Annotated in this window: 14 protein-coding genes, 1 pseudogene and 1 riboswitch; of the genes and pseudogenes, 8 read left to right on the forward strand and 7 right to left on the reverse strand. The window is 73.3% G+C overall.

Annotated features, from left to right (window positions below; all coding sequences use genetic code 11):
- Positions 1-60 precede the first annotated feature (60 nt).
- The 3 genes from AC0NZQ_RS19490 to AC0NZQ_RS19500 all read left to right on the forward strand — a co-directional run bounded on the left by AC0NZQ_RS19490 (position 61) and on the right by AC0NZQ_RS19500 (position 2,288).
- Positions 61-1,026, forward strand: coding sequence for an aldo/keto reductase (locus AC0NZQ_RS19490; RefSeq protein ID WP_474531741.1), 966 nt, complete (start codon positions 61-63; stop codon positions 1,024-1,026).
- A 128-nt stretch (positions 1,027-1,154) separates the two neighbouring features.
- The gene (locus tag AC0NZQ_RS19495; RefSeq protein ID WP_474531742.1) at positions 1,155-1,445 is read left to right on the forward strand and encodes an ANTAR domain-containing protein; all 291 of its coding nucleotides are present in this window, start codon (positions 1,155-1,157) and stop codon (positions 1,443-1,445) included.
- Between the two features lie 45 nt (positions 1,446-1,490).
- Positions 1,491-2,288, forward strand: coding sequence for a TrmH family RNA methyltransferase (locus AC0NZQ_RS19500; protein WP_474531744.1), 798 nt, complete (start codon positions 1,491-1,493; stop codon positions 2,286-2,288).
- 20 nt (positions 2,289-2,308) lie between these two features.
- Here AC0NZQ_RS19500 and AC0NZQ_RS19505 read toward each other — a convergent pair whose 3' ends face one another.
- From AC0NZQ_RS19505 to AC0NZQ_RS19515, 3 genes and pseudogenes are all read right to left on the reverse strand, one after another.
- Positions 2,309-4,366, reverse strand: coding sequence for an NAD(+) synthase (locus tag AC0NZQ_RS19505; protein WP_474532035.1), 2,058 nt, complete (start codon positions 4,364-4,366; stop codon positions 2,309-2,311).
- Positions 4,354-4,596 carry a CinA family protein gene (locus tag AC0NZQ_RS19510; RefSeq protein ID WP_474531745.1) on the reverse strand — a complete coding sequence of 81 codons (243 nt, stop codon included), beginning with the start codon at positions 4,594-4,596 and terminating at the stop codon, positions 4,354-4,356. Before AC0NZQ_RS19510 ends, AC0NZQ_RS19505 begins: the two co-directional genes overlap by 13 nt.
- Positions 4,574-4,873 (reverse strand): annotated as a pseudogene (locus tag AC0NZQ_RS19515) (CinA family protein); the annotation flags it as partial. The gene AC0NZQ_RS19510 and the pseudogene AC0NZQ_RS19515, both read right to left, overlap by 23 nt.
- Before the next feature lie 94 nt (positions 4,874-4,967).
- Positions 4,968-5,044: riboswitch (Fluoride riboswitch) on the forward strand.
- Here AC0NZQ_RS19515 and AC0NZQ_RS19520 point away from each other — a divergent pair.
- The 3 genes from AC0NZQ_RS19520 (at position 5,041) to AC0NZQ_RS19530 (ending at position 7,261) form a co-directional block, all read left to right on the forward strand.
- On the forward strand, positions 5,041-5,535 hold the full coding sequence (locus AC0NZQ_RS19520; RefSeq protein ID WP_474531746.1) for a fluoride efflux transporter FluC: 495 nt from the start codon (positions 5,041-5,043) through the stop codon (positions 5,533-5,535). It overlaps the preceding riboswitch by 4 nt.
- On the forward strand, positions 5,532-5,894 hold the full coding sequence (locus tag AC0NZQ_RS19525) for a fluoride efflux transporter FluC (protein WP_474531747.1): 363 nt from the start codon (positions 5,532-5,534) through the stop codon (positions 5,892-5,894). Before AC0NZQ_RS19520 ends, AC0NZQ_RS19525 begins: the two co-directional genes overlap by 4 nt.
- Before the next feature lie 41 nt (positions 5,895-5,935).
- Complete coding sequence (locus AC0NZQ_RS19530; RefSeq protein WP_474531748.1) at positions 5,936-7,261, forward strand: chloride channel protein; 1,326 nt, start codon at positions 5,936-5,938, stop codon at positions 7,259-7,261.
- Here AC0NZQ_RS19530 and AC0NZQ_RS19535 read toward each other — a convergent pair.
- Positions 7,219-8,412, reverse strand: a complete 1,194-nt coding sequence (locus tag AC0NZQ_RS19535; protein WP_474531749.1) for a TDT family transporter — start codon at positions 8,410-8,412, stop codon at positions 7,219-7,221. The genes AC0NZQ_RS19530 and AC0NZQ_RS19535 overlap by 43 nt on opposite strands.
- A gap of 93 nt (positions 8,413-8,505) precedes the next feature.
- Here AC0NZQ_RS19535 and AC0NZQ_RS19540 point away from each other — a divergent pair, with 93 nt between their 5' ends.
- Both AC0NZQ_RS19540 and AC0NZQ_RS19545 read left to right on the forward strand, forming a co-directional pair.
- Positions 8,506-9,444: a LysR family transcriptional regulator gene (locus AC0NZQ_RS19540; protein WP_474531750.1), complete on the forward strand. Its 939-nt coding sequence runs from the start codon at positions 8,506-8,508 to the stop codon at positions 9,442-9,444.
- A 9-nt stretch (positions 9,445-9,453) separates the two neighbouring features.
- Positions 9,454-10,488: an alcohol dehydrogenase catalytic domain-containing protein gene (locus tag AC0NZQ_RS19545; RefSeq protein WP_474531751.1), complete on the forward strand. Its 1,035-nt coding sequence runs from the start codon at positions 9,454-9,456 to the stop codon at positions 10,486-10,488.
- Positions 10,489-10,494: 6 nt separating this feature from the next.
- On the opposite strand, the gene AC0NZQ_RS19550 is transcribed toward AC0NZQ_RS19545, so the two are convergent.
- The 3 genes from AC0NZQ_RS19550 to AC0NZQ_RS19560 are packed head-to-tail and all read right to left on the reverse strand — an operon-like array spanning position 10,495 to position 13,077.
- On the reverse strand, positions 10,495-11,277 hold the full coding sequence (locus AC0NZQ_RS19550) for an amino acid ABC transporter ATP-binding protein (RefSeq protein ID WP_474531752.1): 783 nt from the start codon (positions 11,275-11,277) through the stop codon (positions 10,495-10,497).
- On the reverse strand, positions 11,274-12,158 hold the full coding sequence (locus AC0NZQ_RS19555) for an amino acid ABC transporter permease (protein WP_474531753.1): 885 nt from the start codon (positions 12,156-12,158) through the stop codon (positions 11,274-11,276). The genes AC0NZQ_RS19550 and AC0NZQ_RS19555 overlap by 4 nt, the downstream gene beginning before the upstream one ends.
- Before the next feature lies 1 nt (position 12,159).
- The gene (locus tag AC0NZQ_RS19560; RefSeq protein ID WP_474531754.1) at positions 12,160-13,077 is read right to left on the reverse strand and encodes an ABC transporter substrate-binding protein; all 918 of its coding nucleotides are present in this window, start codon (positions 13,075-13,077) and stop codon (positions 12,160-12,162) included.
- Positions 13,078-13,265 lie beyond the last annotated feature (188 nt).

Here is a 13,265-nt window from a genome sequence, read left to right on the forward strand (position 1 = left end):
GATCCTGGCAGCGGGCACGCACGACGGCCACCACCGACGACGACGGACCAGAGGAGCGCAATGGCGGAGACGATCACGGAGCGGTTCGGGCTGGGCCTCGCCGCCCTGGGTCGCCCCGCCTACATCACCGCCGGCCGCGACCAGGACCTCGGGAGCGCGCGTTCGGTCGAGGCGATGCAGGCGCTGACCGGGCAGCTGCTCGATGCGGCCTACGCGGCCGGGGTGCGCTACGTCGACGCGGCGCGCTCCTACGGTCGCGCCGAGGAGTTCCTCGCCGGGTGGCTGCGCTCGCGACCGGAGGTCGACGACGTCGTGATCGCCTCGAAGTGGGGGTACCGCTACGTCGGCCAGTGGCGCCTCGACGCGGAGGTCCACGAGATCAAGGACCACTCGGCGGTGGCCTTCGACCGGCAGCTCGCCGAGACCCGTGACCTGCTCGGCGATCGGCTCGCCGGCTACCAGGTGCACTCCGTCATGCCCGACGATCCGCTCTTCGACGACGCCATGGCACTCGACGCCCTCGCCCGCCTGCGCGACGCCGGGGTCACCGTCGGCTTCTCCACCTCCGGGCCGAGGCAGGGGGAGACCATCCGGCGTGCGCTGCCGATCGCCCGCGGCGGGAGCCCGCTCTTCCGGATCGTCCAGTCGACCTGGAACGTTCTCGAGACCTCCGCGGGCACGGCCCTGGCCGAGGCTGCCGCGTCGGGGCTCGTCGTGGTGATCAAGGAGGGGATGGCCAACGGCCGGCTCGCGCCCGGCAGCGATGACCCGGCGCCGGCGGCGGCCGCGGTGAGGAGGATCGCCGCGGCTCACGGCGTGGGTGCCGACACGGTCGCCCTCGCCGCTGTCCTCGCCCAGCCGTGGCGGCCACGCGTGCTCTCCGGCGCGGTCACCGTCGCGCAGCTGCGCAGCAATCTCGCGGCGGTCGAGCTCGGGCTGACCGACGAGGAGTTGGTGACGGTCGTCACCGCCCCGGAGGCACCGGAGGACTATTGGACGAAACGCTCGGACCGTCCCTGGCGCTGACAAATCACCGTCCAAGGCCCGGAAACTCGGGTCTTTCGGCTGCCTGATTGCGAGCCGAATCATAGGTAGCGCGCAACTGAACTGGTTCAATTGACGTCATGATCGCGATAGGCGCCCGAGGCGCAGCCATGGCGCACGACGACGCTGAGACCAGCACCTGCGGCATCGAGGAGTGCCGTCTGGAACTGGATGTGATGCGCGCCAGCGTGCAGCACCTCGACGGGGTGCTCGACAACCTCGAGGAGACGCTGCAGTCGTCGCGTCGCGTGGGGATGGCGATCGGCATCGTGATGGCGCGCCACCATGCGACCGAGTCCGAGGCCGTCGAGCTGCTGGGACGGGCCGCCGGCCGCAGCGAGTCGCGGCTGCGGGCGCTGGCCGACGAGGTCGTCGCGGCGCGAGCCCTGCCCACCATCTGATCAGACCCACCAACCCCACCCCCGGCTGACGCTAGGGTCGCCGGTGTGACCGCGCCGGACGACCGCATCACCAGCCCGGCGAATCCGCTGGTCAAGCGGGTAAGGCGACTGCTCACCGATCGCCGCCACCGTGAGCGCGACGGGGCCTTCGTCGTCGAAGGGGCGCAGCCGACGGGACGCGCGTTGGAGGCCGGCTGGGACGTCGAGGTCGTCCTCACGTGCACCGAGCTGCTCGGCGACTCCCCGGCGGGTCGAATGGTGCGGGAGCTGGCCGGGACCACGCGGGTCGTCGACCTCTCCCGCGATGTCTTCACCCGGATATCTGAGCGTGACGGCCCCGCCGGGGTCGCCGCCGTGGTCCGCCGGCCGGCGCCCTCGGCCGTGGACCTCCTGGCCCGTCCCGGCCCGGTCGTCGCCCTCTTCGAACCGGCCAACCCCGGCAACGTCGGCTCCGTGGTCCGTACCGCCGACGCCGCCGGCGCGGCCGCGGTGGTGCTGGTCGGCGACGCCGTGGATCCGTACTCCCCGGCCGTGGTGAAGGCGAGCATGGGATCGCTCTTCGCTGTGCCGGTGCTGCGGCTGCCCGACCTCGCCACCCTCGCGGCGGCGGCCGCGGCGGCGGACCGGGAGATCGTCGCCGTCACCGGTGCCGCCACGTCCGATCACTGGGGCGTCGACTACCCGCAGAGTCCCGTCCTGGTGCTGGGCAGCGAGCGGCAGGGGCTGCCTGCCGACGTGCCGAGCACGCTCGCCGTCCGGATCCCCATGACGGGGACGGCCGAGTCACTGAACCTCGCCGCCGCGGCGGCGATCATGCTCTACGAGTTGCGCCGCCCGCGCTGACTCTGTGCCGCCCGCGCTGATCACGTCGGCCCGTTGCGCTCCAGTTCGGCGAGCCACGCGGCCGCGCTGCCGTCGGAGGGGGCCCGCCAGTCGCCGCGTGGCGAGAGGGCCCCGCCCGCGCTGACCTTGGGACCATTGGGCAGCGCCGACCGCTTGAACTGCGAGAAGCCGAAGAAGCGCTGCAGGAACTCCCGCAGCCAGCGGGTGATCGTCGCCAGGTCGTAGGCGTGGCGGCCGTCGTCGGGAAAACCGGCCGGCCAGTTCCCGGCGTCGGCGTCGCGCCAGGCGTGCCACGCCAGGAAGGCGACGGTCGAGGGCGCCAGGCCGTAGCGCAGCACGTGGAAGAGGAAGAAGTCGTGCAGCTCGTAGGGGCCGATGCGGTCCTCGGTGCTCTGCATCGCCCCGGTCTCCTCGTCGGCCGGGACGAGTTCGGGGGAGATCTCGGTGTCCAGGATCGAGGTCAGCAGCTCGCCGGTGGGCTCGTCGAACTGTCCGCTGCTGACGCTCCAGCGGATGAGGTACTGGATCAGCGTCTTGGGGACACCGGAGTTCACCGCGTAGTGGCTCATCTGGTCGCCGACGCCGTAGGTGCACCAGCCCAGCGCCAGCTCGCTGAGGTCGCCGGTGCCGACGACGAAGCCGCCGTGCTGGTTGGCCAACCGGAAGAGGTAGTCGGTCCGCAGCCCGGCCTGGACGTTCTCGAAGGTCACGTCGTAGACCTCGCGTGACCGCTCGCCGCGACTGTAGGGGTGGCCCATGTCGGCGAGCATCTGCTCGGCCGCCGGGCGGATGTCGATCTCGGCGGCTTCGATGCCGAGCGCCCGCATCAGCGCCCACGCGTTGGACTTCGTCGCGTCACCCGTCGCGAAGCCCGGCATCGTGTAGCCGAGGATGGTGCTGCGCGGGATCCCCAACCTGTCGCAGGCCTTGGCCGCCACGATCAGGGCGTGGGTGGAGTCCAGCCCACCGGAGACGCCGATGATCATCCGGTCGCCGGCTGACGCGAAGCGCCGCGCCAGCGCTGCGACCTGGATGTTGAAGGCCTCGTAGCAGTCCTGGTCGAGGTGGGCGCGCTCGTCCGGCACGAAGGGGAAGCGGCGCTGCGGCCGGCGCAGGCCGACGTCACGGCCGTGCGGGCGGTGGCTGAAGCCGACGCGCCGCACCGGCCCGGCCCCGGCGAGCCGGGCCGAGTCGTGGAACGTGCCGGTCCGCATCCTTTCCAATCGGATGCGAGCGAGGTGGACGTCGGCCACCAGCAATTGCGCATCGTCGCGAAAACGCTCCGACTCGGCGAGCAGCGCACCCATCTCGTGCACGGTGCCCTGGCCGTCCCAGGACAGATCGGTGCTCGACTCGCCGGGCCCCGCCGCGGAGTAGACGTAGGCAGCGACGGCCCGGGCCGACTGCGCCGCCGAGAGCGCCGCGCGATCGGCGGACTTGCCGACCGTGATGTTGGAGGCCGAGAGGTTGGCGAGCACGGTTGCCCCGGCCAGGGCGAGGTGGGACGACGGGGGGACGGTGGCCCAGAAGTCCTCGCAGATCTCGACGCCGACGACGAAGTCGGCGAGATCGTCGGCGGCGAAGACGAGGTCGTTGCCGAACGGCACCCGCGCACCGGCGACGCTGATCTCGCCACCCGCGGTGCCGGCCCCCGACGCGAACCAGCGCTTCTCGTAGTACTCCCGGTAGTTCGGCAGGAAGGTCTTGGGGACGACGCCGAGGATCTCGCCGTGGCTGATCACCACCGCCGTGTTGTAGAGCCGGCCCTGGTGCCGCAGCGGGGCGCCGACCAGCAACACCGGGGAGAGGTCCCGGCTCGCCTCCCGCACCGTCGCGACCGCCGCCTCGGTGGCGTCGAGGAGGGCGTCCTGCAGCAGCAGGTCGTCGATGGCGTAGGACGAGAGGTTGAGTTCGGGGAAGACCACCAGGTCCACGCCCTCGGCATCGGCCCGGCGGGCGAGCTCGACGGTGGCCTCGGCATTGCGGGCGGGATCGGCGGTGGCGGTCAACGGGGTGGCGGCGGCCACCCGCGCCAGGCCGTGCGCGTGCAGGCTCGCGAAGTCGCTCACGAGGCCGATTGTGCCGTGTGGCTGTCCAGGACGGCGACCAGATCACCCAGCGCCGCGATCGCCGCCGCCACCCGGATCTCCCCGCGGGTGCCCTCCAGGTGGTGCTGACGGCTGTCCGCACCGCGCGCCGAGGCGATCCCGACGTGGACCTCGCCCACCGGCCGGCCGCCCTGCGTCCGGCGGACCGGCGACCCCGGTGATGCCGAGGCCGTAGTCGGCGTCGACGCGACTACCGGCACCGGCGGCGAGCTGCGCGGCGACGGTGGGGTGGACGGGGCCGTGGGTCTCCAGCAGCTCGTCGTCGACGCCGGCCATGTGCTGCTTGGTGTCCTCGCCGTAGACGATGAGGCCACCGCGATAGGTGACGCTGGTGGCCGGGGCCTCGGTCAACAGGGCGCCGATGAGCCCGCCGGTGAGCGACTCGGCCGTCGCAACGGTGGCGCCGAGCTCGACGAGCCGGCTGTGGACGCGGTCGGCCTGCGCACGGGCCTCCTGCCAGGGGTCGGACGTGGTCACGACCCCGACCTGCCCGGCGCTCCGGTCCGCGTCACCGACGGCGTTCCCTGCCGCGGACAACCGTCTCGCGGTCCGGACGGCGAGGCCGCGTTAGAATGTCCGCGGCGATGGATCCCGCCTGATCGAAGCCTCGATCGAACCGCCGTCCCGGCTGATGGTTCCTTCTCGTGTCGACACCGGGAGGGATAGCCCTGTCCTCGCCAGATCCCCGCGCCGTCCCCGCGGCTCCGGCCAGCGGGACGGGCAGCCGTCCGCTGCACCGGCAACCGGCGGCGCTGCTGCTCGTCTTCGTCGGCGGTGCCCTCGGCACCGCCGCCCGTCTCGGCGTCGAGACGCTGGGCCCGGCACGACCGGGTCACTGGCCCGCCGGCACCTTCGTCGCCAACCTGGTCGGCGCGCTCGTGCTGGGCGTGCTGCTCGAAGCGCTGAGTCGCGCCGGCTCCGACACCGGCGGTCGCCGTCGGCTGCGGCTGCTGGTCGGCACCGGGTTCTGCGGCGGCCTGACGACCTACAGCACGCTCGCCGTCGAGACCGACCTGCTCGTCCGCGACCATGTCGCGGGGTTGGCTCTGGCCTACGTCGGGACGACGGTGGTCGTCGGCGCGCTGGTGGCGTGGCTGGGCATCGGCCTGGCCCGGCGCGTGACGGGTCGGACGCCGTGATCGTCCTGCTCGCCGTGCTGGCCGGTGGCCTCGGCTCGGTGCTCCGCTTCGGCGTGGACGGCGCGGTGAAGGCCCGCCTCGGCGACGGTTTCCCGTGGGGGACGTTGCTGATCAACGTCACCGGGTCGTTGCTGCTGGGGCTGCTGACGGGCTGGGTCATGTTCCGTGGCGCTCCGGGCGACCTCCGTGTCGTCCTCGGCACCGGGCTCTGCGGCGGTTACACCACGTTCTCCACCGCGAGCGTGGAGACGGTGCGGCTCGCGCAGCGGCGGGCGCCGCTGCCCACGCTCGGCTACGCCGCCGGCACGGTCGCGCTGAGCCTGCTCGCGGCGGGCGCCGGGCTGGCGGTGACGGCGTGAGCCAGCGGCAGCGCCGTCCCGCGCCGCTACTCAGGACCAGGATGCCCTCGGGCGTCGGGTCGATGCTGCAGCCCAACGTCACCGGCGACGGTGAGGCCCGGCTGACGCTGCGGCTGTGGCTGGCGCTGCTGGCCACCGGCGGCCTTGCCGGCCTGATCGGTGCCGCGCTGATGGCCCTGCTCTTCGCGGTCCAGCACCTCGCCTTCGACGTCGGTTTCGACGGCCGCGGTTTCACGGCAGCCGTGGGGCGTGCCGAGGGCTGGGACCGGGCCTGGCCGCTGCTCGTCGCGGGAGTCATCGCCGGCCCCGGCTGGTACCTGCTGCGCCGTTTCACACCGGGCCGCCGCAGCGAGGTGGACGACGTCCTCTGGAGCGGCGCGGGGCGGCTGTCCTTCCGGCGCAGCACCGGCACCGCCGTGCTCTCGGAGGTGGTCATCGGCCTCGGCGCCTCGGTGGGGCGTGAGGCCGCGCCGAAGCTGCTCGGCGCCGTCGCGGGCAGCCTGCTTGCCGGCTGGACCGGCCTCACCGACCCGCAGCGACGCCTGCTCATCGCCTGTGGGGCCGGCGCCGGACTCGCCGGCGTCTACAACGTCCCGCTCGGCGGTGCGCTCTTCACCGCGGAGGTGATGGTGGGCGCGGTGAACCTGCCGGTGGTGCTGCCTGCGCTGGCCTGCACGGCCACCGCCACCCTGGCCGCCTGGCTCTACCTGCCCCGCGAACCGACCTACCTCGGCATCGTCGAGCACGCCTTCGACCTGCGACTGCTGGTCTGGGCGCTGCTGCTCGGACCGCTCGCCGGCGTGCTGGCCGCCGGCTACGTGCGGGTGATCGGCTGGTTGTCCCACCACCGGGTGACCGGCGCTTGGGTGCTGGTCACGCCGCTGCTGGCCTTCGGCATCCTGGCGCTCATCGGGCAGCGATATCCGCAGCTCTACGGCAACGGCAAGGGGATGGCGCACGAGGCGTTCCTCGGTCTCGGCAGCATCGGTCTGCTGCTGGCGCTGGCGCTGCTCAAGCCCGTCGTCACCGCGCTCTGCCTGGGATCCGGCATCTCGGGCGGGCTGCTGACGCCGGTCCTCAGCACCGGTGCGGTCCTCGGCGGCGGTCTCGGCCTCCTCTGGAGCCAGCTCTGGCCCGGCTCGCCGGTCGGCGCCTACGCGATGATCGGTGCCGCCGCCCTGCTCGGCGCGGCGATGCAGGCACCGTTGACGGCGGTGGCGCTGGTGCTCGAGCTGACCCACAGCGGCTTCGGCCTCATGGTGCCGATCGTGCTGGCCACGGCGCTGGCGACCGCGGTGGCCCGCTGGATCGACGGCTACAGCATCTACTCCGCGCGGCTCACCGCACCGGCGCCGACCTCGGTCTGAGCGCGGAGCAGGTCGCCGACGACGCAGCCGTGCAGGGTGCGGCCGGCGACCACGGCCCAGGCCGCGACGAGCGCGACGAACCCGACGACGGCGGCGGCGGCGAAGAGGTGTGACCCGGAGTGCAGTGCCAGCCCCGTCGCCGCGGTGACGCACGTGCCGACCGGGAAGGTGAACGACCACCAGGTGAGGGCGAAGGGCAGGCCGCGACGGGCGGTGCGGACGGTGACCGCTCCGGCGATGACGGCCCACAGCATCGCGAAGCCGAAGACCGGCAGGCCGTAGACCAGCCCGAAGGCTTGGAAGGCCTCACCGTAGGGCGCGGGCATCGCCGTGGCCGCGACGCCGCCGAGAAGGTTGGCGGCGGTGACGGACTGCCCCAGCGGTCCGAGGACGATCCAGAGGGTCGGCACCATCGCGGCCGGCCCGACGTCCCGGCTCGCCAACCGCAGCCAGACCAGCGTGATGACGACGAGGCTGGCCAGCAGGCTCACGCCGAAGAGGCAGTAACAGAGCAGCACGAAGTTCTCGCGGGGCTGCCCGGCGGGCAGCTGCGGGACGAGCAGGGCCCCGGTGGAGGCCGACACCATCGGCGGGACCACCGGCATCAGCCAGCCGCCGAAGGCGTCGGTGAGGCGCAGCTCGTGCCGGGTGAACTGTCGGTACGGCACCAGGGCGGCGGTGGCGAGCCCGGTCAGGGTCCCGGCCGTCCAGAGCACGATGTCGACGACCAGGGCGGCCCGAGCCCCGATGACGTCACGCCCCACCAGCATGGCCCCGGCCCCCACCGTCATCATCGCCATCGGCGGCGCGCCGACGAAGTGCGCCATGACCGGGTCGCGGTGGTGGCTGCGAGCGATCGGGCGATGCCGATGCCAGAGTCGCAGCGACGCGCCGAGCAGGGTCACCAGCAGCAGGGCCGCCGCGCACCAGAGCGCCACCGCCATCGTGTGCAGCCCGTCGGGCTGCAGCGGCAACCCGGCGGCCGCGACGGCGACGATGCCCGTCCCCATGACCGCGGCGAACCAGTTGGGGGTGATCCGCGTCGAGGAGAACCCACCCGACCGTCGCGCGGGTCCGGGCACGGCGGTGGACTCGGCGGTGGTTACGGCGGCGCTGGTCACGGCGGCGGTCCGGGTCACGGCGGCGGTCATGGCTCCACGGTGGTCGTCCGGTCGTCGCGCCGGTAGCGGGCGTCTGGTTGTGAGGTCACAACCGCGATTTGTGGCCGGCGGTAGCGTGCGGGCATGGCCCTGAGTGCCCGTATGCCCGACCTCGCCGTCTTCGAGGTGCTGCTCGCCGTCGCGCGGACGGGCAGCCTCACCGCAGCGGCACGGGAGCTGGGACTCACGCAGCAGGCGGTCTCCGCGCGGATCGCCGCGCTGGAGGCGCGGACCGGGGTCTCGCTGGTGGTGCGGACGTCGCGGGGTTCGGAGCTGACCTCCGCCGGCGCCGTCGTCGCCCAGTGGGCCGACCGGCTGCTCCGGGTGGCGGCCGAGGTCGACGCCGGGCTCGCGTCGCTGCGGGACGACACCCGCTCCCGGCTGCGCATCAGTGCCAGCCTCACCGTGGCCGAGCACCTGCTGCCCGGCTGGTTGGTGTCGCTGCGCGACGCCGCGGCACGGCGAGGCGCCGTCGCCCCCGAGGTGGTGCTCACCGCGACCAACTCCGACCACGTCACGGCCGATGTGCGGGAGGGGCGCGCGGACCTCGGCTTCGTGGAGGGCCCGCGGGCGCCTCGGGGTCTGGCCGGCCGGGTCGTCGCCCGCGACGAGCTGGTGCTGGTCGTCCCCGCCGAGCACCGCTGGGCCCGACGCGGCCGGGTCGTCACCGCGGCCGAACTCGCCGCGACACCGCTGGTGGTGCGCGAGACGGGCTCGGGGACCAGGGACGCCCTCGTCGCCGCACTGGCGGCCGTCGGGGTGACCGAGATCGTGCCGCCGGCCCTGGAGCTCTCCACGTCGGCATCGGTGCGGGGCGCGGTGCTCGCCGGGGCCGGGCCCGCCGTGGTCAGCCGGCTGGCCGTCGCCGACGATCTGGCCACGGGCCGGCTGCGGCGCGTCGGGGTGGCCGACCTCGAACTGCGCCGGGACCTGCGGGCGGTGTGGGCGGGCACCCGCACTCCGCCCGCCGGCGCGGTCCGGGACCTGCTGGCCCACATCGGCGCGCGGGCGTCCGGCTCCTAGGGTGGGTCCGTGCGTGCCGTCGTCATCGATGCCTTCGCCGCCCCGCCGGAGGTCCGCGAGGTGCCGGATCCCGCCTGCCCGGCCGACGGCATCGTCGTCGCCGTGGCCGCCACCGGCCTGTGCCGCAGCGACTGGCACGGCTGGATGGGGCACGACCCGGACATCGTGCTGCCGCACGTCCCCGGCCACGAGTTCGCCGGCACGGTGGTCGAGGTGGGGCAGGCGGTCGGCCGGGTCCGCGTCGGGGATCGGGTCACCGCCCCGTTCGTCTGCGCCTGTGGCACCTGCCCGACGTGTCGCCGCGGTGACGGTCAGGTCTGCGAGCGGCAGCAGCAGCCGGGGTTCACCTACCCGGGCTCGTATGCCGGGTTCGTGGCCGTGCCGGCGGCGGACGTCAACGCCGTCGCCCTCCCCGACGATCTCGAGCTCGGACTCGCGGCCGGTCTGGGATGCCGGGTCGCGACCTCGTGGCGCGCCGTCGTCGCCCACGGCGGCGTGGGACCGGGCGACGACGTCGTGGTCGTGGGCTGCGGGGGAGTGGGTCTCGCCGCGATCATGATCGCGGTGGCGCGCGGGGCGCGGGTCGTCGCCGTCGACGTCTCGCCCGTGGGGCGGGCACGGGCCCTCGTCCTCGGCGCCCACCATGCCCTGGACCCCGCCGGCACCGATGTCGCGGCCGCCGTGACCGACCTCACCGGCGGTGGTGCTCGGGTGTCGCTCGACGCCATCGGCGGTGCCGAGCCGATGCTCACCGCGGTCTCGTCGCTGCGGCGGCGCGGCCGTCACGTCCAGGTCGGTCTGCTCGGCGACACCGCCACGGTGCCGGCGTCGATCGTGAGCCTGGCGGTGGCGCGCGAGCTCGAGCTGGTCGGCAGCCACGGCATGGCCGCGGCCGACTATCCGGCCCTGCTGGCGGCGGTCACCTCGGGCGAGCTGGACCTCGCCGCTCTCGTGACCCGCCGCATCACCCTGGACGAGGCCCCCGCCGCCCTCGCCGGCCTGGCGACGGCCACCGTGGACGGAGTCACGCTCATCGAGCCGTGACTGCGCTCAGAGCCGCCCGGCGTCGATGATGCGGCGCAGGAACTGCCGGGTGCGCTCCTCCACCGGATCGGCCAGCACCTGCGACGGCGGTCCCTGCTCCAGCACCCGGCCCCCGTCGAGGAAGCAGACCTGATCGGCCACCTGACGCGCAAAACCCATCTCGTGGGTCGCGAGCAGCATCGTCATGCCGTCGTCCTTCAGCTCGCCGATCAGGCGCAGCACCTCGCCGACGAGCTCGGGGTCCAGCGCGCTCGTGACCTCGTCGAAGAGCATCACCCGCGGCCGCGTCACGAGGGCTCGAGCGATGGCCACCCGCTGCTGCTGCCCGCCGGAGAGGTCGTCCGGTCGGGCACCGGCCCGCTCCCGGAGCCCGACCCGCTCGAGCATGTCCAGCGCGCGCTGCTCGGCCTCGTCGCGCCCCACCTTGTGCACCCGGCGCAGCGCCAGGGTGACGTTGTCGATCACGCGCAGATGCGGGAAGAGGTTGTAGGCCTGGAAGACGATGCCGATCGAGGTTCGCACCTCGTTGGCGTCCACGCGCGGATCGGTGATGTCGCGGCCGTCGAGCTCGACGACGCCGTCGTCGACCACCTCGAGCAGATCGATACAGCGCAGCAGCGTCGACTTGCCCGAGCCCGACGCCCCGATGAGCACCGTGCAGGAGTGGTCGCCGACGTCGAGGTCCAGGTCGCGAAGCACGACCGTCTCGCCGTAGGACTTGCGCAGCCCGCGTACCCGGACGACCGGGGTGGCCGGGGCGACCGGGGCGACCGGGGCGTTTGAGGTCATCGGATCGCCGCCGCGCCGCCGACCCAGCCCTGCCGCCGGGCGATCCACTCGGTCAGCCGGGTCAGCGGCACCGACAGCGCCACGAAGATCAACCCGGCCATGACGTAGTGGACGAACTTCGTGTCGCGTGACACCTGCCCCTGGGCCACCAGCACGACCTCCAGCACGCCGAGCAGCGAGACCAGGGAGGTGTCCTTCTGCAGCGAGACGAAATCGTTGAGCAGGGGCGGGAGCACCCGTCGCACCGCCTGCGGGAAGATCACGAAGCGCATCGCCTGCCCCGAGGTGAGTCCCAGCGAACGTGCGGCGGCGCGCTGTGAGGGATGCACCGACTCGATGCCGGCCCGGAACACCTCGGCCACGTAGGCCGAGTAGACGAGCACCAGCGCGATGATGCAGAGCACGAAGGGGCTGTCGGGGATCTGCTGGATGCGCAGCGACGGCAGCCCGTAGCCGACGCAGAGCAGCACGATCAGCAGCGGGACGCCGCGGAAGACGTCGACGTAGACCGCCGCGGCGGCGCGCAGCGGGAAAAAGACCGGCCCCTGCAGCGTCCGCAGCACCGCGATGAGCGCACCGAGGATCAGCACGCAGACCTCGGCGATGGCCATGATCTGGACGTTGATCCACAGCGCCCGCAGCAACGCGGGCAGATCACGCCAGCCCGCGCCGAAGTCCAGGAAGCTGTCGCGGAAGCGCGGCCAGCCGGAGCTGGAGCGCACCGCCAGCACGATCACGGCCACCAGCACCGCCGTGCTCGCCAGCGCGATCAGCGCCGATCGCACCGTGCGTGACCGCCGGTAGCGGTCGCGCTCGAGTTGGCGCTCCGACGGCTGCCAGGCAGTGCCGATCGACTCGGGACCGGTGTCCGGGGAGGCCACCTCAGGAGAGCTTCGGCGCGCCGGCGCCGGTGAGGTACTGCTCCTCCAGCCGACGCAGCGTGCCGTCGGCGCGCAGCGCGTCGACCGCCGCGGAGACGCAGCTGGTGAGCGGGCTGCCCTTGGCCAGCACCAGCCCGAACTGCTCCGGCTTCCCGGACGCCGGGAGCTGTCCCACGATGGTGGCGTTGTCCAGCTGCGCGGAGGTGATGTAGAAGGCCGTGGGCAGGTCGACGACGAGGCCGGCGATGGTGCCGTTCTTGAGCGCCTGCACGGCGAGGTCGTTGGAGGGGTACGGCGCCGGCGTGCGGGACGGCTTGATCTGGTCGGTGATCGCGTCGTAACTGGTGGTGTCGCGCTGCGCGCCGAGCTTCGCGTCCTTCAGTGCGGCGACGGAGGTGGCCTTGGCCAGCGGGCTCGACTTCAGCGCGACCACGGCCTGGGTGACGTCGTAGTAGGGGGAGGAGAAGTCGACGGCCTGCCGGCGCTGCGCGGTGATGGAGAACTGGTTGGCGTCGAAGTCCCACTGCTTCGGCGTCGGGGCGATGACACTGTTGAAGGTGGCCACCTTCCAGCTCACCTTGCTCTTGGCGTAGCCGAGCTTGGCGGCGACCGCGTAGGAGACGGCCGACTCGAAGCCCTTGCCGTTGGACGGCGTGTTGTCGCTGAACCACGGCGGGTAGGCGGGGGAGTCGGTGGCGACGGTGAGCGTGCCGGAGCGGTAGGTCCGCAGCTTGCCGCCGGTGCAGGCGGCCGGCAGCGCCCCCGGGCTGCCGCTCGTCGACGCGGCACCACCGGTCGGCGAGGAGCCGGTGTTCCCGTCACTCTCGGCGGAACAGGCCGTGAGCAGCCCGGCGGCCAGGACACCGGCGGCCAGGAGGGCGGGAGCGAAACGGGCGGAACGGGTCGGGGTACGGCGCATCGGATGGTTCCTTCGGGCACGCGATAGAGAGCTTGTCTGCCGAAAAGGTAGCTGGCCGCGCGGCCGGCGACGCGAGCGCACCGGAGGTTCCCCGGGCGCGGCGCCACAGGGTCCCCGCGGTGGGCGCGACATACCGCGGCACGCCGCCCAAAGCGGACGTCGCCCGGTAGCCACAGCTGATGCGGGGT

It is taken from the genome of Jatrophihabitans sp. sgz311053 (assembly GCF_056135305.1).

Bases quoted from the DNA above. Each gene is read 5' to 3' on its own strand.
- AC0NZQ_RS19550 (WP_474531752.1), bottom strand. From the start codon at position 11,277: ATGACCTCAAACGCCCCGGTCGCCCCGGTCGCCCCGGCCACCCCGGTC.
- AC0NZQ_RS19495 (WP_474531742.1), top strand. From the start codon at position 1,155: ATGGCGCACGACGACGCTGAGACCAGCACCTGCGGCATCGAGGAGTGC.
- AC0NZQ_RS19540 (WP_474531750.1), top strand. From the start codon at position 8,506: ATGGCCCTGAGTGCCCGTATGCCCGACCTCGCCGTCTTCGAGGTGCTG.
- AC0NZQ_RS19560 (WP_474531754.1), bottom strand. From the start codon at position 13,077: ATGCGCCGTACCCCGACCCGTTCCGCCCGTTTCGCTCCCGCCCTCCTG.
- AC0NZQ_RS19530 (WP_474531748.1), top strand. From the start codon at position 5,936: ATGCCCTCGGGCGTCGGGTCGATGCTGCAGCCCAACGTCACCGGCGAC.
- AC0NZQ_RS19490 (WP_474531741.1), top strand. From the start codon at position 61: ATGGCGGAGACGATCACGGAGCGGTTCGGGCTGGGCCTCGCCGCCCTG.
- AC0NZQ_RS19535 (WP_474531749.1), bottom strand. From the start codon at position 8,412: ATGACCGCCGCCGTGACCCGGACCGCCGCCGTGACCAGCGCCGCCGTA.